Source organism: Streptomyces sp. NPDC051909, assembly GCF_040681095.1.
Classification (GTDB): domain Bacteria; phylum Actinomycetota; class Actinomycetes; order Streptomycetales; family Streptomycetaceae; genus Streptomyces.
Window position 1 is genome coordinate 170,809 of sequence record NZ_JBFAYA010000014.1, and the last position, 25,701, is coordinate 196,509.

Annotated in this window: 23 protein-coding genes; 13 read left to right on the forward strand and 10 right to left on the reverse strand. The window is 73.3% G+C overall.

The window, feature by feature from the left end:
* Window positions 1-76: 76 nt before the first annotated feature.
* Window positions 77-445: a hypothetical protein gene (locus AB0M18_RS23090; RefSeq protein ID WP_365760903.1), complete on the forward strand. Its 369-nt coding sequence runs from the start codon at window positions 77-79 to the stop codon at window positions 443-445.
* Here AB0M18_RS23090 and AB0M18_RS23095 read toward each other — a convergent pair.
* Both AB0M18_RS23095 and AB0M18_RS23100 read right to left on the reverse strand, forming a co-directional pair.
* Window positions 427-963 carry a GNAT family N-acetyltransferase gene (locus tag AB0M18_RS23095; protein ID WP_365760905.1) on the reverse strand — a complete coding sequence of 179 codons (537 nt, stop codon included), beginning with the start codon at window positions 961-963 and terminating at the stop codon, window positions 427-429. The genes AB0M18_RS23090 and AB0M18_RS23095 overlap by 19 nt on opposite strands.
* A gap of 105 nt (window positions 964-1,068) precedes the next feature.
* The gene (locus AB0M18_RS23100) at window positions 1,069-2,400 is read right to left on the reverse strand and encodes an ROK family transcriptional regulator (protein WP_365760907.1); all 1,332 of its coding nucleotides are present in this window, start codon (window positions 2,398-2,400) and stop codon (window positions 1,069-1,071) included.
* Between the two features lie 156 nt (window positions 2,401-2,556).
* On the opposite strand from AB0M18_RS23100, the gene AB0M18_RS23105 reads away from it, so the two are divergent.
* From AB0M18_RS23105 to AB0M18_RS23115, 3 genes are all read left to right on the forward strand, one after another.
* Window positions 2,557-3,099, forward strand: coding sequence for a VOC family protein (locus AB0M18_RS23105; protein ID WP_365760909.1), 543 nt, complete (start codon window positions 2,557-2,559; stop codon window positions 3,097-3,099).
* A 52-nt stretch (window positions 3,100-3,151) separates the two neighbouring features.
* Window positions 3,152-3,634 (forward strand): hypothetical protein, encoded by a 483-nt coding sequence (locus AB0M18_RS23110; RefSeq protein WP_365760911.1) that lies wholly within the window; start codon window positions 3,152-3,154, stop codon window positions 3,632-3,634.
* A gap of 112 nt (window positions 3,635-3,746) precedes the next feature.
* Complete coding sequence (locus AB0M18_RS23115; RefSeq protein WP_365760913.1) at window positions 3,747-5,159, forward strand: sulfatase-like hydrolase/transferase; 1,413 nt, start codon at window positions 3,747-3,749, stop codon at window positions 5,157-5,159.
* Between the two features lie 31 nt (window positions 5,160-5,190).
* Here AB0M18_RS23115 and AB0M18_RS23120 read toward each other — a convergent pair whose 3' ends face one another.
* A complete protein-coding gene (locus tag AB0M18_RS23120; protein WP_365760915.1) occupies window positions 5,191-5,562 on the reverse strand; it encodes a cupin domain-containing protein in 372 nt (123 codons plus the stop codon).
* Window positions 5,563-5,893: 331 nt separating this feature from the next.
* On the opposite strand from AB0M18_RS23120, the gene AB0M18_RS23125 reads away from it, so the two are divergent.
* The 5 genes from AB0M18_RS23125 (at window position 5,894) to AB0M18_RS23145 (ending at window position 9,656) form a co-directional block, all read left to right on the forward strand.
* A complete protein-coding gene (locus AB0M18_RS23125) occupies window positions 5,894-6,277 on the forward strand; it encodes a VOC family protein (RefSeq protein WP_365760917.1) in 384 nt (127 codons plus the stop codon).
* A gap of 271 nt (window positions 6,278-6,548) precedes the next feature.
* On the forward strand, window positions 6,549-6,929 hold the full coding sequence (locus AB0M18_RS23130) for an SPW repeat protein (RefSeq protein ID WP_365760919.1): 381 nt from the start codon (window positions 6,549-6,551) through the stop codon (window positions 6,927-6,929).
* A 207-nt stretch (window positions 6,930-7,136) separates the two neighbouring features.
* Window positions 7,137-7,490, forward strand: coding sequence for a DUF805 domain-containing protein (locus AB0M18_RS23135; RefSeq protein ID WP_365760921.1), 354 nt, complete (start codon window positions 7,137-7,139; stop codon window positions 7,488-7,490).
* A gap of 191 nt (window positions 7,491-7,681) precedes the next feature.
* Window positions 7,682-8,983 (forward strand): bifunctional GNAT family N-acetyltransferase/ATP-binding protein, encoded by a 1,302-nt coding sequence (locus AB0M18_RS23140; protein ID WP_365760923.1) that lies wholly within the window; start codon window positions 7,682-7,684, stop codon window positions 8,981-8,983.
* 85 nt (window positions 8,984-9,068) lie between these two features.
* The gene (locus tag AB0M18_RS23145; RefSeq protein WP_365760925.1) at window positions 9,069-9,656 is read left to right on the forward strand and encodes a YdeI/OmpD-associated family protein; all 588 of its coding nucleotides are present in this window, start codon (window positions 9,069-9,071) and stop codon (window positions 9,654-9,656) included.
* 11 nt (window positions 9,657-9,667) lie between these two features.
* Here the strand turns inward: AB0M18_RS23145 and AB0M18_RS23150 are convergent, their stop codons facing one another.
* Both AB0M18_RS23150 and AB0M18_RS23155 read right to left on the reverse strand, forming a co-directional pair.
* Window positions 9,668-10,195: a GNAT family N-acetyltransferase gene (locus tag AB0M18_RS23150; protein WP_365760927.1), complete on the reverse strand. Its 528-nt coding sequence runs from the start codon at window positions 10,193-10,195 to the stop codon at window positions 9,668-9,670.
* A 79-nt stretch (window positions 10,196-10,274) separates the two neighbouring features.
* Window positions 10,275-11,669, reverse strand: a complete 1,395-nt coding sequence (locus tag AB0M18_RS23155) for a hypothetical protein (protein WP_365760929.1) — start codon at window positions 11,667-11,669, stop codon at window positions 10,275-10,277.
* A gap of 217 nt (window positions 11,670-11,886) precedes the next feature.
* Between AB0M18_RS23155 and AB0M18_RS23160 the strand changes: the two genes are divergently transcribed.
* Window positions 11,887-13,341, forward strand: coding sequence for a SpoIIE family protein phosphatase (locus AB0M18_RS23160; protein WP_365760931.1), 1,455 nt, complete (start codon window positions 11,887-11,889; stop codon window positions 13,339-13,341).
* Window positions 13,342-13,469: 128 nt separating this feature from the next.
* Here AB0M18_RS23160 and AB0M18_RS23165 read toward each other — a convergent pair whose 3' ends face one another.
* Window positions 13,470-14,960 (reverse strand): hypothetical protein, encoded by a 1,491-nt coding sequence (locus tag AB0M18_RS23165; RefSeq protein WP_365760933.1) that lies wholly within the window; start codon window positions 14,958-14,960, stop codon window positions 13,470-13,472.
* 237 nt (window positions 14,961-15,197) lie between these two features.
* On the opposite strand from AB0M18_RS23165, the gene AB0M18_RS23170 reads away from it, so the two are divergent.
* The 3 genes from AB0M18_RS23170 (at window position 15,198) to AB0M18_RS23180 (ending at window position 20,977) form a co-directional block, all read left to right on the forward strand.
* Window positions 15,198-16,328, forward strand: a complete 1,131-nt coding sequence (locus AB0M18_RS23170; RefSeq protein ID WP_365760935.1) for an aminoglycoside phosphotransferase family protein — start codon at window positions 15,198-15,200, stop codon at window positions 16,326-16,328.
* Window positions 16,329-16,661: 333 nt separating this feature from the next.
* Window positions 16,662-18,605 (forward strand): peptidoglycan recognition family protein, encoded by a 1,944-nt coding sequence (locus AB0M18_RS23175; protein WP_365760937.1) that lies wholly within the window; start codon window positions 16,662-16,664, stop codon window positions 18,603-18,605.
* Between the two features lie 170 nt (window positions 18,606-18,775).
* Window positions 18,776-20,977 (forward strand): germacradienol/geosmin synthase, encoded by a 2,202-nt coding sequence (locus tag AB0M18_RS23180; RefSeq protein ID WP_365760939.1) that lies wholly within the window; start codon window positions 18,776-18,778, stop codon window positions 20,975-20,977.
* Between the two features lie 69 nt (window positions 20,978-21,046).
* Here the strand turns inward: AB0M18_RS23180 and AB0M18_RS23185 are convergent, their stop codons facing one another.
* From AB0M18_RS23185 to AB0M18_RS23200, 4 genes are all read right to left on the reverse strand, one after another.
* Window positions 21,047-21,415 (reverse strand): RNA-binding S4 domain-containing protein, encoded by a 369-nt coding sequence (locus AB0M18_RS23185; RefSeq protein ID WP_365760941.1) that lies wholly within the window; start codon window positions 21,413-21,415, stop codon window positions 21,047-21,049.
* 18 nt (window positions 21,416-21,433) lie between these two features.
* The gene (locus AB0M18_RS23190) at window positions 21,434-21,931 is read right to left on the reverse strand and encodes a hypothetical protein (protein ID WP_365760943.1); all 498 of its coding nucleotides are present in this window, start codon (window positions 21,929-21,931) and stop codon (window positions 21,434-21,436) included.
* A gap of 50 nt (window positions 21,932-21,981) precedes the next feature.
* Window positions 21,982-25,104 (reverse strand): AAA family ATPase, encoded by a 3,123-nt coding sequence (locus AB0M18_RS23195; protein WP_365760945.1) that lies wholly within the window; start codon window positions 25,102-25,104, stop codon window positions 21,982-21,984.
* Window positions 25,105-25,358: 254 nt separating this feature from the next.
* Window positions 25,359-25,601 (reverse strand): DUF397 domain-containing protein, encoded by a 243-nt coding sequence (locus tag AB0M18_RS23200; protein ID WP_365761019.1) that lies wholly within the window; start codon window positions 25,599-25,601, stop codon window positions 25,359-25,361.
* Window positions 25,602-25,701: the final 100 nt, after the last annotated feature.

Below are 25,701 nucleotides of genomic sequence, written 5' to 3' on the forward strand. Positions count from 1 at the left end.
TACACGTGTCACCACGGCAACCAAGCCCCTTCCCCGGTTCGGTCCCGGGCCCCGGGGGAAGGGTGGCGATGTGCAGATGAGCCCCGATGCCGCCTTCGGCGCCCTGGTCGTCGCGACCGGCGTCCTCATCGTCGCGGTCGGCGCGCGCTGGAAGGGGCGGGCGGCGCGCCCGCTCGCGCCCCGGCGTGCGCGGGCCCTCGCCTGGCAGGCGTACACGCGGGCGCTGACCCGCTCCGCCGAGCTGGCCCTCGTGACCGCGCGGGACGCGGCGGGGCGGGGCGAGCCGACGGTCGTGACGGTCGGGGACGTCGTACGGCTCGCGGAGGAGCGTTTCGGTTACGACGAGGTGGTGCGGGAGGACGCCGCCGCGGCGCTCCGGCACGCGTACGAGCGGGCCGGCCGCCCGGCGGACTGCGTCACCGACGCCTACAGCTCGATCCAGTAGCGCCGTTTCCGGCCGAGTTCGGTCTCGCGGACGTCCTCCAGGACTCCCCCGTTGCGCTCGATCGTGCGGGCGGAGGCGGTGTTGGTGTCGTCGCAGGTGAGCAGCACCCGGTCGAGCCCGAGGGCGCGGGCCTCCGCCAGGACGGCGCCGAGCGCCCAGGTGGCGAGGCCGCGGCGGCGGGCGGAGGGGCGCACGCTGTAGCCGATGTGGCCGCCGGTCCGCAGGAGGAAGTCGTTGAGTTCGTGGCGCAGGTCGATCGCGCCGAGGTACGTGTCGTCCTCGACGATCCACCAGTGGGTGTCGTGCACCTGGCCGGCGGGCAGGGTCCGGGAACGGTCGGACATCCCGCACAGCCGCCCGACCCAGGCGGCGAAGACATCGGGGTCGGCGAGCTCCTGCTCGGCGGCGAGCCATACGCCGCCCCCGGCCTGGTGATCACCGGCACCGGCGTGCCACTCGGCGCGGGCCGCCAGCCAGGAGGTGTGGAGTCGGCTGGCGGGGGTGATCAGCTGCGGCATGCGAGGACGATAACAGCCGTATGGGCGGCGCCTGTTCAAGCCGGGCCGGGCGCCGGTTCGGGCCCGGTTCCGGCCTGGTTCCGGCCTGGTTCGAGTCCCCGTGTCCTACCCCCGCGCCGCGAGGCCTTCGAGGCTCTGAAGAGGGTTGCGGAAGAGGGGGTTGAGCAGCACGGTGCCGGCGGCGACGGGCATGGTGGCCGGGCCCGCGTGAGGGGTCACGATGCGTTCCGGGTCGTGGCAGACGTGCGAGAGGTCGACGGCGGCGCCCTGGATCTCCTCCAGATAGCAGGGGTCGAGGAGGCTGGCGAGTTCGGTGACGACCACCAGGTCGGGGTTGAGGACGTCGAGCAGGAGGGCGAGCGCGCGCCCCACGGCGCGGGCGCGTTCGCGCAGGAGCCGGTCCGCGCGGCGGTCGCCGGTGGCGGCGGCGTCGACGACGAGGAAGGTGTCGGGTTCCGGGACGATGCCCCTCCGGTACGCGGTCTCGGCGAGTGCACGATTGGAGGCGGTCGCGGCGAGGCAGCCCGAACGACCGCACACACAGGGGGCGGTGGAGTCGGGTACGGGCAGATGGGCGACTTCGCCGGCAGCGGAGTCCGGGCCCTGGTGGACCACGCCGGCGATGCCGAGCGCGGCGTCGACGACATTGCCGACGAAGAGGTGGACGAGGCTGCGGCGGGCCTCGGGACGGCCGAAGAGGATCTCGGACTGGGCGACGGCGCGGGCGTGGTTGTCGACGCGGACGGTGGGGCCGCCGAGACCGCGGGCGAGTTCGGCGGCGAGGGGGCGGTGGGTCCAGGCGAGGGCGTCGTGCCGGACGACCCGGCCGCCGTCGGGATCGACCCAGCCGCCGAGGGCGGCGCCGACACCCAACAGGGGTCGGGTTCCCAGGTGTTGGGAGAGGAAGGAGCGCAACTCCCGTGCGATGGCGGCGGGCAGCACGCGGGGGTCGGCGTCGGCGTGCGCGAAGCGGCGGCGGGCGACGACTCGGCCGCGCAGGTCCACGAGGCCGAAGGAGGAGACGTCGACGCCGAGATGGACGCCGCCGGCGACGGGTCCGGCGGCGCCGCCGAGGTGCAGGTCGACGGGGATCTGCGGGCGACCGGGTCCGGCGGTCTCGGCGCGCTCCGGGAGTTCCCGGAGGAGGCCGTGCCGGAGCAGGTCGGTGGCCTGCCGGGAGACGGCGGCGGGGCTGAGGCCGGAGTGCCGGGCGATGGCGCTGCGGGCGAGCGGGCCGTGTTCGAGCACGGTACGCAGGACGGTGGCCGCGTTGGTCTCGCGCCGGCAGTCCCCGGCGGGGCGGGATCCGGCGGCGCCCGGGCCGGCGCCCGACCCCCGGTCCGGTCCCGGACCATGGTCCGGGACCGAACCGGGGCTCGCGGCCGGCTCGCGGGCGCCGTCGTCGAGCGGTCGCGGGCCTCGGAAGGTGGGGCTCATCCATTGCCTCGTCTCGGAAGGGGTGGCACCTGATTACAGCAAGAGTTCCGCAGACCGGGCACCGCGCGCGCCACGGGCCATATAGGTCGGGAACCGGCCCAGTTGGTCACTACCGTCGTGGTGTCGGAACGGATTCCGCAGGAAGGACCCCCCACCATGTCCGCACAGACCGGCAGCGCCGCCCCGCAGGGCTACACCTCCGTCGCCCCCTGGGTCGTCACCGACGACACGGGAGCTTTTCTCGACTTTGTCACCCAGGCGTTCGGCGGGGAGGAGCCGGCCCGGGTGGCGACGGAGGACGGGTCGGTCGGGCACGCCGAGATCCGTGTCGGCGACACCGTCGTCCTCGCCTTCGACCGGCGGCTCGAGTGGCCGGTCATGCCCAGCCTGCTGCGGGTCTTCGTCGCGGACGCGGACGAGGCCTTCGCGCGCTCGCTCGCCGCGGGCGCCGAGGTGGTCACGGCGCTCTCCGACAGCGCCTTCGGGCAGCGCGGCGGCCGCGTCAAGGACCCGTTCGGCAACATCTGGTGGGTCGTCGCCCACGTCGAGGACGTGCCGGAGGACGTGATGTGGAGGCGCCTGCGGGAACCGGCTTACGCCGAGTCGATGCGCATCGCCCAGGAGACCCTCGACGCCGAGCTCTCCGGCCGGCCGCAGGGCCGCGGCAGCGCCCCGGTCGACCCGGGCCAGGGAGCCTGACCGGGATCACCCCCGCTCCCTTTCGTAGGCTCGCCCTCGGAAGGGAGACGTCATGGAGATCACGGCGCAGTGGGTTCGGGTCAGCTGGACCAAGCGGTCCCGGGGCGGGCCGGCCGCCGCACTCAGGAACGGCCTGGCGGCGGGCTTCGCGCTGCCCTCGTCGACCCCGCTGACACCCGGGTTCGCCCATGTCGTCCGCCTCCGGGAGGACGACGACTTCACGCCGTGCACGGGCGAGACGCGGCTGCGGGACGTCGGGCTCGTGCTGCGGGACGAGGGCGACCGGCTCCGGGTGCACACGAGCATCCCGGAACTGGGCGGGCTACCGCCCCGGCGGCGCAGGCCGCCCGCGGTCCGGCTCGAGCCGGGGCAGTGGGTGCGGTGGCGGCTGAACTACCGGTTCAGCAGTGCGGCGGGCGTCCGGGACTGGACGTACTGGCTGGACACCTTCAACGTGGCGTACGGCCCCGTCTCCCCCGATGTCTTCCTCACCGAACCTCCGCTCCTGGTCGACGAGTGCGGGCCCGTCCGCTGAGGAGGCCTGTCGCAGCCGGGTGACTTCGGCCGTTCTCGGCCACAACCCTGGCGCGGCCATTACTTCCTCTGCGAAATTAATCGCGGACCGCCCCCGCCACGAAGGGATCCGCATGCCGACGAGTCATCCCCGCGTCATCGTGGTCCTCACCGATCGGCAGCGGTGGGACACCACGGGTACGCACGGCAATCCCGCCGGGGTCACACCGGAGTTCGACCGGCTGGCACGCGAGGGGACACTGGTCGAGCAGGCGATCACACCGAATCCGGCGTGCGCACCGGCGCGGGCCGCGCTGCAGACCGGACGGTTCCCGACGGCGGCCGGGGTGCACCGGAACGGGCTCCCGCTCGGGGCGGACGTGCCGACGCTCGCCACGGCGTTCCGGGCGGCGGGGTACGTCACGGGCTACATCGGCACGTGGCATCTGGCGGGCGGGGAGCACCCGGACGGGCCGGTGCCGCCGGAGCGACGCGGCGGGTACGAGAAGTGGCTCGCCTCGGACCGGCTGGAGTTCACGTCCGACGCGTACCGGACGGTGCTGTACGACGAGGCGGGCGAGCCGGTCCGGTTGCCCGGGTACCGGTCGGACGCGCTGATCGACGCGGCCGTCCGGTTCGTCGCCGACCACCACGAGCAGCCGTTCCTGCTCTTCCTGTCGCTCCTGGAGCCGTACCACCAGAACGCGACGGACGACTGCCCGGCACCGGCCGGCTACCGCGAACGCTTCGAGGGGCGGTGGCTGCCGCCGGACCTCGCCGTACTCGGCCCGGGCGTCGCGCAAGGCGGCGCACACCGGCACATCGGCGGCTACCTGGGCCGGATCAAACGGGTCGACGAGGGGGTGGGACGACTGCGCGACTGTCTGCGCAGTCTCGGCATCGAGGACGACACGGTCCTCGCCTGGACCGCCGACCACGGCTCGCACTTCCGCACCCGCGACGGCGATGACGGGCGCTCGGCCCACGAGGCCTCCGTGCGCGTGCCGTTCGTGCTCACCGGCCCCGGGTTCCGGGGCGGCGGCCACATCCGGCAGCCCGTGTCGACGGTGGACCTGATGCCGACGCTTCTGGACGCCGCCGGGATTCCGGTGCCGGAGGGCGTGCACGGGCGTTCGCTGCGCCCGCTGGTCGGCGGGGGCAGCGAACTCGACCGCCCGTTCTCGGTGTTCGTGCAGATCAGCCAAGACGTCATGGGGCGCGCGATACGTACGGACCGGTGGAAGTACGTGGTGACGGCGACGGACGGACCGGACACCTGGCACGAGCGCCCGGTGGACCGCTACCGGGAGGCGGAGCTGTACGACCTGGCGGCCGATCCGTACGAGTTGGAGAACCTGGTCGGGCTCACCTCGCACCGGCGGGTGGCGGACGGGCTGCGCGACGCGCTGGGCGCCTGGCTGAAGGAGGTCGAGGGCGCCGCCCCGGTCGTCGAAGCGGCCGCGCCGCGCGCCCCGGACCGGCGTTCACCGTTCCCGCTCCCGGAGCAGCGGGTCCCGTGGGAGGGCGTCCGCTTCGGCCACACCTAGGCCGTGTCCGGGCGGTCCCGGCGAACGAAGGTCAGGAACCGGCGGCGGTCGCGTAGTCGACGAAGCCGACCCAGTCGAGGGCCACACAGCGTTCGTCGCCGACCACCCAGGCGTCGTGACCCGGCTGGATCTCGTAGAAGTTGCCCGGGGTCAGATCGACACTCTCGCCGTCGTTCATGACCACGGTCATGCGGCCGCTGACCACGTAGCCGACGTGGTGCGCCTGGCAGCTGTCGGTGCCGGCGATCGGCTTCACGTGCTCGGACCACTTCCAGCCCGGCTCGAACACGGCCCGGCCCACTGCTCCGCTGTCCGTGTTCAGCAGGTCGAGCCTGCCCTTGCCGCCCTCGAAGGGGCGGGTCTCGTCTGCGGAGTCGAAGCTCCTGGAAACGATTCCGGTCATCGTCGTCCGCCTCCCGGCGGTGGAACGTGCGACCCCCGAGGCCACTTCCAGGCTACGCCGGGGCCCGCTCGCGCACTCGCCCGCGTACGCGCCCGATGGCCGGAGAACGCCGTTGCCGTGGCGCCGGTGACCGGGCTACCTTGATCACATGACTGCCGGGTCGGCCGTGGGCCGTGATCGAGAGAGGCGCCCGGCCGTGGCGTGAGCGCCCCGGGCCGGTGGGCGCGGGGTCCGCCGCGGTCGTCCGTTCGTCCTGTGCCACGCACCTCGGTGCGTGCGGAGCACAGGACAGCAGGAGGACATCAGCGCGCACTCTGCGAAAGGACCCTCTGTGGCCGTCGAGCTCAACCACACCGTCGTCTACGCCCGTGACAAGCGGGCCTCCGCCGCCTTCCTCGCCGAGGTGCTCGGCCTGGAGGTCGGAGCGCCCTTCGGGCCGTTCGTGCCGGTGGACACCGGCAACCGCGTCACCCTCGACTACTACGAGGCCGGTGACGCCCCCATCATGCCCAGCCACTACGCGTTCCTCGTCCCCGACGAGGAGTTCGAGACGATGATCGGGCGCCTGGAGCGGCTGGGGGTCACCTATTACGCCGACCCCCATCACACCGAGCCCGGGCAGATCAACCGTCTCTTCGGCGGCCGCGGCGCCTACTTCGCGGACCCGGACGGCCACAACATGGAGATCATGACCCGCCCGTACGTCCGTCCCTGAGCGGCCGGGCCGCGGTTTCACCGCCCTTTCGTTGAACTTTTGTTGAACGAAAGGGCGGAATTGGAGATTCCGGCCATTTTCGGAGGGGGATTTCTGTGCAGTTCCCTTATCGGACACATCTACACATAAAGGCCAGATAAGAGCACAATGAAACCGCGGCATCGATGCCGCAAGCGCGGTCAGACGTGCAGAACGCCAGAAGGAGGCGAGTCGTATGGCCGACGTCTCTCACCGTCCCGGTGATATCAGGGGCCACCCCGACGCAGGAGAAATGCGCGAGCGTTACACCCGCGTACTCCAGACCCGAGGTGTGGCGGCGGTCGAGGAACTGGTGATCCTCGCCGGTATCTACGCCGCGGTCTCCGCGTGGACGGTCCACTTCTCCGCCGCGAAGCCGGAGCTCGCCATCAGCAACCTGATCGTCGGCATCGCCCTCGCCGGTCTGGGCCTGTGCATGTCGATGGCTCCGGAGCGGTCACAGGACCTCAACTTCGTGGTTCTGCTGCTCGGTGCATGGCTGATCGTCTCCCCGTGGGTGGTCTCCCGGGACCCGGGGACCGGCGCGATCCTCAGCAATGTCATCACCGGCGCCTGTGTCTGTCTCTTCGCCCTCACCGCGGGCGGTCTGCTGATGAGCAAGAGAAGGACGTGACGACCGACCCGATCCTCACCCGAGAGAACGGCGTCGCCCCTCGACAGAGGTGGCGGCGCCGTTCACTGTCGTCCCCGTCAGGTCTGTGAACGGCCACCGCCAGGTAACGAATTGACCCACGCGGTTTCGGCCACATAAGTTCTGCGTAAGCCTTGCTCCACAGGGACAGGCTCTCCCGCTCATACACCCAGTCCTTGGGGGGACAAAGTGAACTGGTACCTCGAAGTCCTGAAGAAGTACGCCACCTTCAGCGGCCGGGCGCGCCGCAAGGAATTCTGGATGTTCTACCTCTTCAACTTCATCGCCATTACGGTCCTGTCGATCATCGACGCGGCCCTTGACATCCGGATCCTGAGCGGCCTCTACCTGCTCGCGATCATCATCCCGTACCTCGCGGTCGCGGTGCGCCGTCTGCACGACACGGGCCGCAGCGGCTGGTGGCTGCTGATCTCGTTCGTGCCGCTGGTCGGCGCCATCGTCCTCATCGTCTTCTGGGCCACCGACGGCGAGCAGCAGGTGAACGGGCACGGCCCGAACCCGAAGCTGGCGCCCGCCTACTGACGGTAGGAACGCGAGAAGCCCCTGGAAGGCACGCCTTCCAGGGGCTTCTCGCATGTACAGAGCCGGACCGGCGCATTCGGCCCGCTCCGCTTGTGCAGGGTGGCGCACGACCGGCCGCCACCGCCCCTCCTAGCCTCGGCCACAGCACGGCGCGACAAGGCACGAAGGCACCAAAGAGGGGCGGTACCACCGTGAACTGGCTCATCCACGACTACCGCGAGAGCGATCTCGCCGCGGTCGTCCATCTCATCGACACCACGGCCGAACTCGGCCAGGAGTCGGTCTTCTCGCTCGCCGAGTGCATCGGCGCGCTGACCTCCCGCCAGCCGGCCGTCGTCGCCGTCCACCAGGGCGCGCCGATCGGCGCGGCGCTCGCCTGTGTCGCCGGCGAACGCGCCTGGGTGATGCGGGTGGCTATCTCGTCGGCCTGGCGCGGCCGCGGTCTGGCCAGCGCGCTCCTGGTGGAACTGGAACGGCGCCTGGTGGCCGCACGCGTCGGGCGCATCGCGTACGTGCTGCCCGAGGAGGAACTCCTCGGCGAGGGGCTGCTCAACGCCGGGTACACACGACAGCCGGCCGTCGCCTACTTCGAGAAGGTCGAACCGCTGCACGGCCCGGCGTCCCATCTCCTCGACGACCTCGGCGGCCGGCTGCTGCCCGCCGACCTGTGGGCGAAGGTCGCCGGCATGGAGCGGGAGAAGGACCTGATCGAGCGGCGTGTCGTGCTGCCGCTCGCCGAGCCCGAGCGGGCCGCCCGGCACGGGGTGCGTCCGCCGCGCGCGATCGGTCTCTTCGGACCGCCCGGCACCGGCAAGACGACGTTCGCCCGGGCCATCGCCTCCCGCCTCGGCTGGCCGTTCGTGGAGATCCTGCCGTCCCGGCTCGCCGGCGAGGGCAACCTGGCGGCCGCGCTGCGCGCCGCGTTCGCCCGGATCGGCGAGCTGGAGCGGGTGCTGGTCTTCATCGACGAGGTCGAGGAGATCGCACCCGTACGCACCGAGCCCGTGCAGCCCGGCGGCGTGCACGGGGTGACGAACGAACTCCTCAAGCTCATCCCGGGGTTCCGGGAGCGCGACGAACGCCTGCTCGTGTGCGCCACCAACTCCATCCGCTCGCTCGACCCGGCCTTCCTGCGCCCGGGCCGCTTCGACTACCTCATTCCGATCGGTACGCCGGACAAGGCGGCCCGCGCGGCGATCTGGGCCCGCTACACCGACGTGCGGCCGGAGGTCGACGTGGACGCGCTGGTGGCCGCCAGCGAGCTCTTCACACCGGCCGACATCGAGCACGCGGCGCGGATCGCCGCGCAGAGCTCCTTCGAGCGGGACCTCGTCGCGGTCGGCGGCCGTGTCGGCGGCCGTACGGCCGAGCCGCCCGCACCCGGAGCGACGACCACGGACTACCTGGACGCGATCGAGCAGTGCCGCCCGACCGTGACACCGGAGATGATCGAGCAGTTCGAGTCCGACATCACGACGCACGCCCGCTTCTGATCGGACGTCGGCCGTCCACGCCTATCGTGGGTACGACCACGATCACGACCACGATCACAACCGCGGTCACGGGGAGGAGCGTTCGATGGGGACGGACGGGGAAGCGGAGTCGGTGGAGGGGCTGCCGGTCGTACGGTTCGCCGACGGCGCGGAGCTGGAGGACTGGCTCGCGGCGCACCACGGCGACACCCCGGGCGGGGTGTGGCTGCTGCTCGGCCGCAGCGGTTCCGGCCTGGCCTCCCCCACCTCCGACGAGATCCTGGACGCCACGCTCGCGTACGGCTGGATCACCGGCAAGCGCAAGGCGCGCGACGCGCACGCCTATCTCCAGAAGATCACCCCGCGCCGTCCCCGCAGCCTCTGGTCGCAGGTCAATGTGCGGCAGGTCGAGGTGCTGCTCGCCGCCGGGCGGATGCGGGAGCCGGGGCTTGCCGAGGTGCGGGCGGCGCGGGCGGACGGACGATGGGAGGCCGCGTACCCCTCCCAGAAGGACGCGACGGTGCCGGACGACCTGGCGGGCGCGCTCGCGGCGGAGCCACGCGCCGCGGCCGCCTTCAAGGCCTTGGGGAAGACCGACCGGTATCTGATCATCCTCAGCCTGTGGCAGGCGCGGACGGCGAAGACCCGGGCGGCCCGGATCGAGCGGGCGGTGGAGCGGCTCGCGGCCGTCTGACCGGCAGACCCTCAGGCGGCCCGGCGGCGCCGGTAGAGGACCTGGTGGGCGTCCCACTCCACGAAGGACTCGGCGTGGGTCATGCCGACGGCCTCCAGGAGGCGGCGGGAGCGCCCGTTGGCCTCCTGGGTGACGGCGACGACGCCGGCCGCGTCGGTCAGGGCGCGCTCGACGACGGCGGCGACGGCCTCACGGGCGTACCCCTGGCCCCAGTGCTCGGGCAGGAACTGGTACGAGACCTCCGTCTCCCCGTTCCGCCCCGCCCGCTCCACCGTGACCAGGCCCAGGACGGTGCCGTCGGCGGCCCGCTCGACGACGTGGACGCCGGGCGCGCCGACGATCCGCTGCCGGCGGATGCGGATCACGGACTCGATCACCGGTCCGCCCAGGTGCTGCCGTACCTCCGGGTCGGTCCACAGCCGAGTCACGGCGGACAGGTCACGGGTGCGTACGGGACGCAGCACGAGCCGCTCGGTCACGAGGGGGGCGGGCGTGGGCGCGGGCACGGGGTCGGTGGGGTCGCCGGGGCCGGGGGTCATACCTCGATGATGGCAGGCCTGCGGACGTACGCCCCTCCGGGTGGTGAGGACCGTGCCCGGCGGCATCGCGGTACGGGCGTCACCCGCCCAGCCTCCGCTGGAGCGCCGCGAGCGCCCCGGCGCGGCGCCCTGGCACGGCGCGCCGCAGCTCGACCAGCGCGGGACCGAGGGCGCGGGCCCTGGCCGGGTCCTCGATCTGCTCCCACTGGTGGTGCGCGCGGTCCACGGCGCCCTCGACGTCGGGCTCGTCCGGCCCCTGCCGCAGCCCGAGCCGCACCTGCGCCGCCGCGATCCACAGCTCGCAACTCCGCGCCGGCTCGCCCGCCAACCGCGCCAGATCCGCCCGCACCTCCACCCAGTGCAACGCCTCTCCGGACCGAGGGCCGTACCGCCGCAGCGCGTCGCTCTCCCACGCCGCCGCCACGGCGGCCGCCTCCCCGTGCCGCCCGGCCATGGCGGCGGAGAGGATCGCCGGATGCGGGTCCACCGGCGTGCCGGGCAGCGGGGGTCCGGCGGGGGCGGGGGCCGGCTGCGGAGCGTGCCCGGCGGTGGTGCGCTCCGGCTCGCCCGGTGCCGCGGGCGCCGCGGGCTTCTCTTCCGGGACCGGCCGCGGCGGCGGAGCCGCCGGCGTCGAGGCGGCGGGCGCGGCCTGCGGGGCCGGGCGTGGGGCGGGGGTCTCCACCCGCCCGTCGCCACTCGGCGCGGCGGACGCGCCCCGGGCCGGCGGCACCAGCCTCCGCGTCGGGGGCGACTCCACGAGATCCGGCGCAGAGGCCGGGACCGCCACCCCGACCGGCACAGGGACAGGCACAGGCACAGGCACAGGCACAGGCACCACCGTCGGTGGCGCCACCAGGACCGACTCCAGCTGCGGCGCGGCCGCCGCCGCGACGGCCGCCGCTTCCTCGTGCAGTGCGGCCGGCGGCAACACCGCGCCCGTGCGCCAGCGGGTCGCGAAGTGGCGGAGGTAGTCGGGGGTCGTGAGAGGGCCGCGGCGGGGGAAGGGGGTGAGGCGGGCGTAGAGGGGGACCGCGGGGCCGAGAGCGAGCGCGGCCGGGTCCGTCGTGAGGCGGTGCCAGAGCTCGGGGTCGACCGAGAGGTCGGCGACGACGTGCGTCGTGCCGGGGCGCCGCGGGGCGAGTTCGGTGGCCAGCCAGTGCCAGGGAAGGCCGGTGTAGCGCAGGGTCGTCGGGGTGCTGCGCGCCAGGGCCAGGTGCGGGAGGCGTTGGCGGCGGTCGAGTTGGACCTGGCCCGCGAGGTAGAGGGCCAGCGGGCCCGGCGTGGCCGCGGCGGAGCGGAGGCGGGTGAGGACGGTCTGCGGATCGAGGGGGTCCGCCAGTTCGACGACCGTCGCCATGTGCGCCCCGGCCAGCACGGTCGCGGGCACCGCCGCGAGCGCGGGCAGCACGGACGCCGCGTCCATGGCCCGTCCCCGTCCGGCCGGTGCCGCGGCCAGCAGTACGGCCGTACCCATTGCGTTCACCTCATCGCTCACCACAGCAGCACCGTAACCCGTGCGGCCTTGGCCGAATGTCGTCTGGTCTCTCCGTGGGCCTGAGGCATATGCCATAAGCACCACCGGATCGAGTGCTGCCAAATCACTTACGAGGTGTCCCGGGCTGTGCCAAAGTCGTACCCGGGCTTCACTTTCCAGACTTGGCCGCGCCACGTCGCCTGCATCGGAGTACGACATGCCGTCCCCCCTCTTCGCGGACCGTCCCGCCCAACCGCCCGAGTCGGGCGCGGTGGACGCGCTGATCTCACAGGCGCGCCGGCTGCGCGGCGAGGTGGACGCGGTGCGCCGGGACTCCGTGGCGGACGAGGACGACCCGCACCAGCGGTGGCAGCGCGCCCTCTGCGATCTGGCCGTGCATCAACTCGACGATCTCGGCGCTCACTTCGGGCAGCTGAAGGCCGGACTCCCCGGCCCGGCCCCCGCTCCGTCGGACACGGCCGCCGCCTACGCCGAGGCCGCGCTCGAAGGCGTGCCCGGTCAGCGGATCACCGGATCGCTGCTCTCCCGGGTCGGCAGCGCCGAGTGGGATCTGCTGACCGACGACGCGCACTGGTCCGAGGAGCTGTTCCAGATCTTCGGCCGCCCGCGGGAGAACGGGCCGATGTCCCTGGACGAACTTCCCTCGATGGTGTTCGCCGAGGACCAGCCCCTGCTCCAGGCGTTGGTGACGGACTGTCTGATCGACGGGAAGCCGATCGACGGCGAGTTCCGGATCGTCCGCACCGACGGCCGGGTCCGCACCGTCCACATGACCGGTGAGCCGGTTCTCGACGCGGACGGCTGCACCGCCTCCATGTGGGCCGTCTTACGTGATGTCAGCGAACTCCGCCGCAGCGAGCGCGCGGTCCGCGAGACCCGTGACAGCTTCCAGCGCCACCAGCACATCGAGCACACCGAACGCCGGGTGGCGGTCGAGCTCCAGGAGGCCGTGCTGCCGCCCTGGCGCGGTTCGCTCCGCTTCGCCCACGACGGCCCCGCGCCGCTCGACGTCGCCGGGCACTACCTCCCGGCCGCCACACCGGGACTCATCGGCGGCGACTGGTACGACGCGCTGGCGCTCCCCGACGGGGACGCGCTGCTCACGGTCGGCGACCTGACCGGCCACGGGGTGGCCGCGACCTCCTCCATGGCGATGCTGCTCGGCGCGCTGCGCGGGATGGCGGTGGCCGGAATCCGGCCCGGCGCGCTGATGGGGCACCTCAACCAGCTTCTGGACAGCTCCGTGCAGCCCGCTCTGGGCAGTGCGATGTGCTGCCGTTACGACCCCGCCGCCCAGGTCCTCACCTGGTCCCAGGCCGGCCACCCCGCCCCGCTGCTGTTCCGCGACGGGGCGGGGCGTGCCCTGGGTCGGCCCGAGGGGGTGCTCCTCGGCGCCACGACGAGTGCGGCGTACGAGGAGGCCGAGACCCGGCTGTTCCCCGGCGACCTGCTGCTGCTGCACACCGACGGGCTGACCCGGACGGCCGGCAGGCCGGACGACGTCGCCGGTACCGAGCGGCTGCTCGGGCTCGGTGGGCGGCTGGCCGCGGCACGGGACGCGCAGGAGTGCGTCCGGGCCGTGGTGGAGGAGTTCGGCGAGGGGCCGCGCGAGGACGACGCCTGCGTGATGGTGGTCCGGGTCGGGCGGTGACCCGGGTACATACGGTCCGGCCACAGGACTCGTACCCGTACTGATACGCGTACCCCGGAATCAGGAGCGGGCCCGGCCCGCTCCTTCCGCATGTGCCCCGCGGGCCTCCGACCCGCCTCGCCCGCTCCTCACGCCTCTCCGGTTCTGGGGCGGTTGGTCGGCGCCTTCGGCAGCGCCGTCTCGATCTCCTCCCGCAGGTGGTCGATCTTGGTGTAGCCCGCGTATTCGCCGGTGAGCCGGTACATCTCGCGGAGCCGGTCCCAGGTGCGGTGCGAGGAGGTGTCGCCCATGGTGACCAGGGCGAGGCGCGCGTAGCGGTCCGCCTGCTCGGGGTCGTCGGCGATGAAGCAGGCCGAGGCCATCGAGATGTGGTCGAAGAGCTTCGAGCGGTTGTGTCCGTTCCGGCGCAGCTCCAGGGCGAGTCTGGCATGCCGCTGGGCCGTGGCGGCGGCGGACGGGTCGTGCTCGGCGAAGGTGCGGTAGGCGAGCGCCTGCATGCCGTGGAGGTCGGCCTCGTCGAAGTTCTGCATCCAACTGGGCTTGTCCTCGCCCTTGTCGGAGACGAACAGGTCCTCGGCCTCGCCGAGGGTGCGGCGCATGGCCTGGCCCTGGCCCATGGACGCCTGTGCCCAGGCCTCGATGGTGTGGAACATGGCCTTGGTGCGCGGCAACAGACGTTCTCCGGCGCCCGACTTGGCGAGCTTCATCAGGTCCAGGGCCTCGTCCGGGCGGCCGAGGTGCACCATCTGGCGGGCGGCGCGGGAGAGCGCCTCGCCGGCGCGGGGCCGGTCGCCGCCCTCGCGGGCCGCGTGCGCCGCGATCACGAAGTACTTCTGTGCGGTGGGTTCGAGGCCGACGTCGTGCGACATCCAGCCGGCGAGCACCGCCAGGTTGGCGGCGACGCCCCACAGTCGGCGCTGGAGGTGGTCGGGGTGGTGGTAGGCGAGCATGCCGCCCACCTCGTTCAGCTGGCCCACGACCGCCTTGCGCTGGAGGCCGCCTCCACGGGAGGCGTCCCAGGCGCGGAACACCTCCACGGAGCGCTCCAGGGCTTCGATCTCCTCCGACCCGATGGGGGCGGCCTCGTAACGGTCGTACCCAGCGGGGTCGGCGTGGAGGGGATCGACGGCGCGGGGGGCGGCGCCGCGTTGTGCGGGGTCGGCGTGGAGCCAGTCGTGCATGGCGTTGGTGAGTACGGAGCCGGCGGCAAGCGCGGCGCCCGCGCCCACCAGGCCGCGTCGGTTGAGCATGAGGTCCATTCCCGTGAATTCGGTGAGGACCGCTGCCGTACGCTCGGGCGCCCAGGGCAGCCCGTCAGGGTTGTCGGTGTTCCTGACGTCCCGCCGCCTGCCGGCGCGCCCGTGTCGCACGAACCCGAGGTCCTCGATGGTCACGACACGGCCGAGTCGCTCGGTGAACAGTGCTGCCAGCACCCGGGGCACGGGATCCCGCGGGGTCTCCCCCATGTCGATCCAGCGCCGTACCCGCGAGGTGTCGGTCGACAGCTGGGGGTGGCCCATGGCCGCCGCCTGCCGGTTCACGAGTCTCGCGAGTTCGCCCTTGGACCAGCCGGCCAGGCCGAAGAGGTCTGCCAGGCGGGTGTTGGTCTTCCCTGTCACGTCTAAGCCCCCAGGTTCTCGGCTGAGTTGACAGTAGCCCCCTGGCATAGGCCTGGCGACAATTCGCCAGGGTTCGCCATGGTGCGCTCGATGTTCCGCCACCCGCAGGGGGGTGTCAGGTAGGAACGCGCCACCCCGCCCCGTCGACCGGCCCTCATTTTCCCCAGGGTGCGGACCGTTCGGGCGGGCGGGGCGACGCACGCAACTCGTCGGCACACGAAGGGATCTGTCTCCTCCATGTACACAGCATCGTCCTCCGTGTCCGCTCCGCCCCGGCCGCTGCACCGCACCCTCCAGGCCGGTTCCGGACCGTATCTCGCCCCGGCTCCCGTCCAGGGAGCGGTGCGGCCGAGGCGCTGGGCGGGCAGCACCGTTCAGCCGCCCAGCGGGCGGATCGACCTGTCCGGCCCCCAGGGTGCCCAGCTGCGCATGGCCATCGCGTCCGTCCACCGGATCTGCCCGGAGTTCAACCCGGTGCAGGTACTGCGGCGCAGCAGCCGGTCCGTCCTCATCGTCGGGACGACCGGCCGGATGACCGCGGTCGCGAAGTGTTTACTGGACCACTCGCCCGCGTGGGTCGAGCGGTTCCGCCACGAAATAGCTGCTTACCGCTCGTTCGTCCGGCACCGTCCGCCTGTGCGGGCGCCCCGGCTGATCGCGGCGGACCCGGAGAACTGCACCCTGGTGATCGAGCGGATGCCCGGACGGGCGGCGGCACTGACGCGCCACCCCCTGGAGGCGCCGCCGCGGGCGGACCTGCGGGCCGCGCTCGGCGCGATCGCCCGGCTGAACGCCTGGCGGCCGCCGGCCGGGACGTTCGACGCGCCGCTCGACTACGGGGCGCGGGTCGCGCGCTTCCACGAGCTGGGCCTCTTCACCGACAGGGACCGGGACGACCTGCAGAAGCTGCTGCACGGTCTCGCGCACGCGGGCGGACGGCAGGGCATGGGCCAGTTCTGTCACGGTGACGCGCTGCTCTCGAACATCCTGCTCTCGCCGGCGGGTCCGGTGCTCGTGGACTGGGAGCACGCGGGCTGGTACCTGCCGGGGTACGACCTGGCCACACTGTGGGCGGTGCTCGGGGACGCTCCCCTGGCCCGTCGGCAGATCAGCCAGCTCGCGCAGCAGGCGGGTCCGGCGGCGCGGGACGCGTTCCTGGTGAACCTGATGATCGTGCTGACCCGGGAGATCCGGACGTACGAGACGGCGGTGCAGCGCACGATCAAGGAGGCGCCGCCGGCGGGTTCGGTGCCGGTGCCGGCCGGGACGGTCTCGCCCGGCGAGGAGCAGCGGCTGCTGCTGCGGCGGCTGCACGACGACTGCGCCATGGCACGGCGGGCCGTGCGCGCGGCGGTCGGGACGCGTTAGCGAAGCGGTCCGACGCAGTACGGGGGTGGCGCGCCGCGTGCCCGGTGCCGACACACCGGGACGCGGCGCTTCGAGTTCTCCGCCGGTCGGTTCGCGCCGGTCGATTTCCACGGGTCCCGCACGTCCGGCGCGGCGCCCCCAGTGGTCCACACCAGTGACGCGTCGCAGGCGGGCGGGCCGCCCGGGCGAAACTCCGTCCCGTCGGCCGTGCAGCCGCTCCGACCTGGGAAATCGCCGATGTGGACAGGTGATTGACGGGGCGTCCGGAAACCGCTACCCCTGTACGGGTTCGGTTCCGCACGCCCCCGTTCCCCCCTGTCGCTGGAGGCTGCCTTGCTCCGTTCCGCGTCCCTCAGACGTGCCGCGCCCGTCGTCCTGCTGCTGCCGCTGCTCGCCCAGGTGCCGTCGGCCACCGCCGACGATCCCGAACCGGGTTCGCTGCAACGTCAGTTCGCGGTGGCCGCCGAGCGGCATCACGTACCGCAGAGCGTGCTGCTCGCCGTGTCGTATCTGCAGTCGCGCTGGGACGCGCACGGCGGCGCGCCGAGCGTGACCGGGGGCTACGGCCCGATGCATCTGACGGACGCGGTGACCGCGCTGGCCTCGGCACCGCACCACGCGGACGGTACGGAGGACGCGCGCGGTGACGACGCGCGGATGCCCCGGACCGGAGCCGGAGTCGAGTCCGAGGCCCCTCCCTGGGCCGGTGAGCCGCCGGCGCGGCTGCGGACGCTCGACCGGGCGGCGCGGTTGTCCGGGCACACCGCGGCCGAGCTGCGCACGAGCACGGCGGCGAACATCGACGGTGGCGCGGCGCTGCTCGCGGAGGCGCAGCGGGCGGCGGGGCTGCCGGCGAGCGCGGACCCGGCCGACTGGTACGGGGCGGTGGCGCGCTCTTCGGGCGCGGACGACACGGCGACGGCCGCGGCGTACGCGAACGACGTCTACGACGTGATCCGCGGCGGCGAGTCGCGGACCACGGATGCGGGGCAGCGGGTGACGCTGGCGGCCGATCCGGCGGTGACCCCGGCCACCGGGCAGCTGGCCGCGCTGGGGCTCCGGGACGCCGCGAAGGGTCCGGTGGAGTGCCCGGAGACGGTGGCCTGCGAGTGGGTGCCGGCGCCGTACGAGGAGTTCGGCGACGGGGACTACGGCAACCACGACAAGGCGGACCGGCCGGTGTCCCAGTCGGTCGACTACATCGTCGTCCACGACACCGAGGCGGACTGGGACACCACCCTGAAGCTGGTGCAGGACCCGACGTACGTGTCCTGGCAGTACTCGCTGCGGTCCTCGGACGGGCATGTGGCGCAGCACCTGGCGCTGAAGGACGTGGGCTGGCACGCGGGCAACTGGTTCGTGAACGCCAAGTCGGTGGGTCTGGAGCACGAGGGTTTCCTGACGTCTCCGGACTCCTGGTACACGGAGGCGATGTACCGGTCCTCGGCGCGCCTGGTGCGTCATCTGGCGCAGCGCTTCGGCATCCCGCTGGACCGGCAGCACATCCTGGGCCATGACAACGTGCCGGGGACGGTGCCGTCGAGCATCAAGGGGATGCACACGGACCCGGGTCCGTACTGGGACTGGGCGCACTACTTCCAGCTGCTCGGCCGGCCGATCACGCCGAGCGCGGGGCCGGACGCCGGGGTGGTGACGATCCGCCCGGACTACGCGTCGCACCAGCCGGTGTACACGGGCTGCGGGGCGGCCGGACAGGCGTGCGCGCCGCACGGGAGCGGGGCGGTGCGCCTGCACACCGCGCCGAGCGCCGACGCGCCGCTGGTGAAGGACATCGGGCTGCGGCCGGGCGGGCAGGATTCGACGACCGGGGTGAACGACACCGGGGCGCGGGCCTCGACCGGCCAGAGCTTCGCGGTGGCGGAGCGGCGGGGCGACTGGACGGCGATCTGGTACCTCGGGCAGAAGGCGTGGTTCCACAATCCGAAGCACGAGCCGACGGCGGTGAACGCGCGGGGGCTCGTCCTGACGCCGAGGGAGGGTCTGGCGTCGGTGCCGGTGTACGGGAGGGCGTATCCGGAGGCCTCGGCGTATCCGGTGGGGGTTCCGGTGCAGGCGGTGACGCCACTGCCGTACGCGCTGCTCGCGGGGCAGCGGTACGTGGTCGGGGACCGTACCCCGGGCGAGTACCTCTTCGCTCCGACGTTCGACACAACGGGCCATGCGGTGGTGCGCGGTCAAGAGGAGTACTACGAGATCCAGTTCGGCCATCGGGTGGCCTTTGTGAAGGCCGCTGACGTGCGGGTTTCCCAGGACTGAGGGAGCCGGGCCGAAAACCGACGGGTGCCGGCGGACCGCGTGGTGGGGCGCGGTCCGGCCGGCACCTCATGGCGTTCATATGACTGTTCCGGTGCTTGCGTGGGGCCGCCGACCGAGGGGTAGTGCTCGGCCGGACGCCCGCCCGACGCTCACCGAAAGGCCTCCCTGGCATGGCTCAGCCCTTCGTTCTGCCGGACTTCTATGTTCCGTATCCGGCCCGGCTCAATCCCCATCTGGAGACGGCCCGTGCGCACACCTGCGCGTGGGCGCGGGAGATGGGGATGCTGGAGGGCTCCGGCATCTGGGAGGAGGCGGACCTCCAGGCGCACGACTACGCGCTGCTCTGCTCGTACACGCACCCGGACTGCGACGCGGAGGCGCTGTCCCTGGTGACCGACTGGTACACGTGGGTGTTCTTCTTCGACGACCACTTCCTGGAGGTGTTCAAGCGCACCCCGAACCGGCCGGCCGGCAAGGCCTATCTGGACCGGCTGCCGCTGTTCATGCCGGCCGATCCGGCGGCCGGCATGCCCGAGCCGGCCAATCCGGTGGAGGCGGGCCTCGCCGATCTGTGGCGGCGCACGGTGCCGGCGATGTCGGAGGAATGGCGGGTGCGGTTCGCCGAGGCCACCGAGGCGCTCCTCTACGAGTCGCTGTGGGAGCTCGACAACATCACCGAGGGCCGGATCGCGAATCCGGTCGAGTACATCGAGATGCGCCGCAAGGTGGGCGGCGCGCCCTGGTCGGCGGGGCTCGTCGAGTACGCGGCGGGCGCCGAGGTGCCCGAACAGGTGGCGGACGCACGCCCGTTGCGGGTGCTGCGGGACGCCTTCTCGGACGCGGTGCATCTGCGCAACGACCTCTTCTCGTACCAGCGGGAGGTCGAGGACGAGGGCGAGAACAGCAACGGCGTCCTGGTCCTGGAGAGGTTCCTCGGCTGTACGACGCAGGAGGCGGCCGACGCCGTCAACGACCTGCTGACCTCGCGCCTCCAACAGTTCGAGAACACGGCGCTCACCGAGGTGCCCGCGCTGTGCGTGGAGCAGGGCCTCGGCCCGGCGGAGGCGGCGGCGATCGCCGCGTACACCAAGGGTCTCCAGGACTGGCAGTCCGGCGGGCACGAGTGGCACCTGCGGTCCAGCCGCTATATGAACGAGGGTCTGGTGAGCGGCGGTTCACAGAACGTCGGGCTCGGCACCTCCGCCCTCGACATCAGGAACGTGATCGGCCGGCCGGCACGGAGCCGGGCGCGCGCGCTCACTCATGTGCCGCACCAGAAGGTGGGGCCCTCTCTGCTCCCCGCGTTCGACCTGCCGTACCCCCTGACGCTCAGTCCGCACCACGCCGAGGCCAAGCGCCGCTCGGAGGAGTGGGCGGAGCGGATGGGGCTGCTCGACGACATCTGGGACCGGCGGATGCTGGACGGCTTCGACTTCGCGCTGTGCGCGGCGGGCATCGCCCCGGGCGCCTCCCCCGAGGAGCTGGAGCTCGCGACCGGCTGGCTGACCTGGGGTACGTACGCGGACGACTACTACCCGATCGTCTTCGGCCGCCCCCGCAATCTGCCGGGCGCCAAGGAGCAGACGGACCGGCTCAAAGCCCTGCTCCAGCAGGCCGGTTCGGCGGCGACACCCTCCGCGCACCATCCGCTGGAGCAGGCGCTCGCCGACCTCTGGGCGCGCACCATCGCACCGATGGACGAGGCGGGCCGGGCGGGCCTGCGCGGGGCCCTTGAGGCGATGCTGGACAGCTGGCTGTGGGAGCTGTTCAACGTGGCCCAGCACCGCGTGCCGGACCCGGTCGACTACATCGAGATGCGTCGCGGCACCTTCGGCTCCGAACTGACCATGCTGCTCAGCCGCTTGCGCCGGTCCGGGACGCTGCCGCCGGAGATCTTCCGGACCGGCACCGTGCGGGCCCTGGAGGGCTCCGTCATGGACTACGGCGCGATGGTCAACGATCTGTTCTCGTACCAGAAGGAGATCGAGGTCGAGGGCGAACTGCACAATCTGGTGCTCGTGGCGCAGACCTTCTTCGGCTGCGACTATCCGACGGCGGTGCGCATGGTGGACGACCTGATGCGCGGGCGGCTGAGCCAGTACGAGCATGTGAAGAGGCACGAAGTGCCGCTGCTGTACGCCGACTTCGGGCTTGACGCGACCGGCCGGGCGGCCTTCGAGGCGTATCTGCGGGAGCTGGAGGACTGGCTGGCGGCCGTCCTGAACTGGCATCGCAGCGTCCGGCGGTACGGGGCGGACGACGTGCACCGCGGCGCCGGTACGACGCTGGCGCGGCGCGGCCCGCAGGGGCTCGGCACCGGCTCGGCGCGGCTCGCGACGCTGTTCGGCGCGCCGGCGGGCCAGGCCCGATAGCCTTGCGGGCCGCCTCCGGAGGCTCCGGGGGCGGCCCGCAGGGATCGACGCGGGAGCGTCGACGAGGGATCAGGGCTGAAGTCCGCGCAGCCGGTCGAGGTCGCGGCGGTCGCGCTTGGTGGGGCGGCCGGCGCCCCGGTCACGGACGGCGGCCACGGCGACGTGCTCGCGGGGCGGCGGGGGCGGGCTGTTGTCCACATAGGCCTCGGCGGCGGCCGGCGGACCGACCCGCTTGGTGAGCAGCTGTTTCACCTCGACGATCCGCTGCCGCCCGCCGTGGAAGACCCGTACCTCGTCGCCGGGCTTGACGGCCTGGGCGGGCTTGGCGCGCTCGCCGTTGACCTTGACGTGGCCGGCGCGGCAGGCCGCGGCGGCCTGGGAACGGGTCTTGGTGAGCCGCACGGCCCAGATCCAGCTGTCGACGCGCACCGCGCTCATCGGCCCCCGCCTTCCCCGTCAGCCCTGCTGGAACAGTTCGGCGGGCAGCGGCTTGAGGAGCGCGTACAGGTCGTCGGTGATGGGCCGGTCCCAACTGGCGATGGTGACCAGGACGTTGTCGCTGCGGTCGAACTGCACACAGGAGATGCGGCTCTCGGAGAGTTTGAGGCGGCGCACGATCAGCAGGTTGTCGCCCTGCATGACCGGCAGGTCCTCGCGGCCCTGCACCTCGACCGGCTCGTCGTTCTCCAGGGCGGCGAGCAGCTGGGCCACCTCGAAGGGGACCTGCCCGTCGGCGAGCTCGCGGGCCGGCGAGCCCTCCGGCAGGTTGCCGATGATCATCGCGGGGCCGCGGCCGCCGAACAGGTCGTAGCGCAGGAACACACCCTGGCAGCTGCCGTCGGGGGCCGGGAGCAGACCGGCGCCGAGATTGCCGGGCCAGTCCCCGGGGTCCATGGCCAGGACGTCGAAGTCCGGGCCCGCGGGTGTGGCGGCGCTGCGGCGGAGGAAGGACATACCGCCATGGTACGTGTCCCGGCGCGCGTCGCGGCGCGCCGGGGCCGGGGTCACGGGCCGGTGACCCGCTTCGCGCGCAGCGCGCCCTCCAGACCGGCCCGGTCGGTGCCGAGCTTGCGGTAGACGGCGGAGAGCAGCCGGGTGGCGGTGGTGCGGTCGACGCCGACGGCGGCGGCCGGGTCCTTCCCGGCGAGGGTGGCCTCGGCCGCGGCCCGCTCACGGGCGGTGAGCGCGTCGGTGTCGGTGGTGCGCAGCGCCCGGGGGCGCAGCCCGGCGGCCGCCAGCTCGGCGCGGGCCTCCTCGACGAGACCGTCGGCGCCGCAGGTCTGGGCGGTCTCCAGGCCACGGTAGAGGTGCTCGGCGGCTTCGGCGTGGCGTTCGGTGCGGCGCAGGGCGGCTCCGAGGGCGACGAGGGAGCGGGCCAGCTCGTAGGCGGCCGGGGACTGGTCGAGCCAGTCGACGGACTCCTCCAGGAGCTTGATCCGCAGGGCGCCCTCGGAGACCTCGGCGTTCACCCGGAGCGCCTGGCCGATCGCGGAGGGCGCGCCGTACTGGCGGGCCCGGGCGACGGCCTCCTGGGCCGTCGCGAGGGCCCGGGCCGGGGAGGTCGGGGCCTGGGCCAGGGCGAGGTGGAGCTGCCAGGGGCAGCAGGAGGGGTTGCGCTTGCCGCGCGGGTCGAGGCGCTGGCCGACGGCGGACAGTGCGCCGAGGGCCTCCTCGGTGCGGCCGGTGGCGAGCAGCAGCTCGGCGTGGACGGTCTCGCAGTCGGGGATGGTGACGGCGTTGGGGAAGGGGTCGCCGAAGTCGTGCTCGCGGGCGACCCGCTCGGCCTCGTCCGTGCGGCCGCGGGCGAGCAGGATCTCGATCATGACTCCGGTCGCGTACCAGAGGGCGGGGGTGCGCGGGCCGACGCGCTCGGCGAGCCGGAGTCCGGCGCGGGCGAAGTCCTCGGCCTCCATGAGCCGGCCGCGCCGGAAGCGGATGTACCCGATGAGGGTGTACGCGAAGGCCAGGTGGGCGCCGCGCCAGCCCTGCTTCTCGAACTCGGCGGTCCCGGCGGCGAACAGCTCCTCGGCGCGGCCGGGCCGGTCGGCGTACAGGTGGAGCAGGGCGACGAGGACCGGGACCTCGAAGTTGCGGCTCTCGTCGGCCCAGCTGAGGCCGCCTTCGAGGGCGCGCTCGGCGTGGCGGAGGGCGAGGGTGGCGGGTTCGGCGCGCAGGGTGGCGTCCCAGGCGCGCAGGCCGATGATGTAGCGCTCGGTGAGATCGCGGCCGCTGAGCCGGTCGGCGAGCGTGGCGAGGCGCCGGGAGCGGGCGGGCGACTCGGGTTCGTCGGCGCGCAGGGCGTCCCACAGGAACTTCTCGGCCTGCATGCGCAGCCGGCTGCGGGCGTCGGTGGTCTGCTGCCGGGACTCGCGTTCGAGCAGTTCGGAGGCCTCGACGAGGCGGTCGCTGTGGGCGAGGACCTGGGCCAGGCGGTAGACGATGCCGTGCCGCAGGGCGGGGTCGGCGACCGGCTCCTCCAGGGCGGCGCGCAGGTGGTTGACGGTGGTCGCGGGTTCGGTGAGCAGCGAGGCGCAGCCGAGCTCGAAGAGCACGGCCGCGCGCTCGTCGTAGTCCGGGGGTTCGCGCAGGGCGCGGACGAGATAGCGGCGGGCGGTGTCGGGCGCGCCGGCCCGCAGGGTCTCCTGGGCGGCGGCGCGCAGGTGCTGCACCACCCAGGGGTCGCTCTCGGGGTGGGTCTCGACGAGGTGGCGGGCGGCGGCGGTGGGGCCGAGTCCGGCGTCGACGACGCACCAGGCGGCCTGGCCGTGGAGGGCGACGCGGGTGGCGGCCGGGATGGCGTCGTAGACGGCGGAGGCGATGAGCGGGTGGACGAATTCGAGGGCGTCGGACTCGCTGTCGACGGGTTCGGCGAGCACGCGGGCCTGGCGCAGCAGGGTGGCGCTGCGGGCGACGTCCTCGCCGCCGAGTCCCGCGACGGCGCCGGCGAGCTGTGGGGAGATCTCGGTGCCGAGGACGGCGCAGGCCCAGGCGAGCCGGACGGTGGCGGTGCCAAGGCGCTCGATCTGGGCGATCAGTCCGCTGCCCTTGACGGCGGCGGCGAGGTCGCGCAGGGCGTGGGCCCGGTCGGCGACGGGTTCCAGGCCGCGGTCGCGGATACGGGCGGCGAGCTCGACGGCCTCGAAGGGGTTGCCGGAGGTGACTTCCCAGCATTCCTGGCAGAAGGCGTCGTCGGCGTGGGTGCCGACCCGGTCGCGGACCAGGCGGGCGATGGCGCCGGAGGTGAGGGGTTCCAGGCCGAGCGGGCGCTGCCCGGACCGGCGACCGGTGAACTCGTCCCCGGTGTCGGGGAGTTCGTCCGGCCGATAGGCGACGACGAGGAGCATGGGGAGCTCCTCGGCGCGCGGGGAGAAGGCGGAGAGCCAGCCGAGGGACTCGGGGTCGGCCCAGTGCGCGTCGTCGAGGAAGACCACGAGCGGGGCGCGGCGCACAGCCAGGTGGGTGAGCACCCAGTCGAGTCCGTCGCGCAGGCCCTGCGGGTCCGGCGGGGCGCCCTCGGCGGCGGTGCACAGGCCGAGGGCGGGGCCGACGATGTCGTACCAGCCGCCGAGGCGTTCCCGGAGTTCGGTGCGGGAGGCGGCGGCCAGCTGGGGCTGGAGGAGCTGGCGGGCGACGTGGAAGGCGACCCGCTGTTCCTGGTCGCCGCCGCGTGCGGACAGCACGGTGCAGCCCTTGGCCGCGGCGCGGCGGCGGATCTCCGCGAGCAGCGTGGTCTTGCCGAGGCCGGCGGGCGCGGCGTAGGCGAGGACGCCGCCCCGGCGGACGGTGCGGCCGACGGGGCCGTGGACGGGACCGGGACCCTGGTCGGGGGTGGCGGTCGCGTCGGTGGCGGCGGGGTCGGCTCCAGTCGAGCCCTTGACCAGGCGAAGTGTCGGAGGGGTGAGGGCGTGCCGGGGCCTGGGGACACGGTCGGGGCGCTCGCCGGGGCGGGCCGCGACACCGGCTTCGGGCACACCGAGGAAGCCGCCGGCTCCCGCCGGTCCCGGGGCCGCACCGTCGGTGCCGTGCCCGACGAGCTGGTTCAACGCCTCTTCCGCCGCGGCGAGTTCGGCCTCGCGCTCGAAGAGGCCGAAGCCCCGGCCGGCTCGTCCGCCGGTGTGTGCTGCCATCGTCCACCCCCACGCCGGGGGCGCACGCCCGGCGCACAGGGGGTGCGTCCGGGGCGGTGGCCCCATCAAAGGCCCAGCGTACGCGGGGATGCGCCCCGAGGGGGCGGGATTGTGGGGGATGCGCGATTCCGGCCCGAGCGTGATCAACGGCCTCCGCCCTCGGCCGGGTTCGCGCAGCTCACGGGCGCGGCGTGCACGGGGCCCGCGCGCCCCCGCGACACCACACCGGCGCGAGGCCGCGCCCCCGGGTCGGTTCAGGTGAGGTCGAACTCTCCGTCACGCGCGTTCACCACGAAGGCGCGCCACTCGGCCGGGGTGAAGACGACCGACGGGCCCTCCGGCAGACGCCCGTTGCGCATGGCGATGAAGCCCTCCACGAACGCGATCTGGACGTCGCCCACGCCGTGGCTGCCGGAGCGCCAGTCCGCTCCCGCCAGATCGAGGTCCGGCAGGTCATGCCCGGTGAGCCCCCGCTGGGTGAGCCCACGCCGGGTGATGGGGCCGGTGATGGTGCTGTCCGCCACGTCCGTGCTCCTCTCGCGTTCCCCGCGTCACGCTGTGCGGCTGGTCGGGGCCTCAGCGTAGCGACCGGCCCGG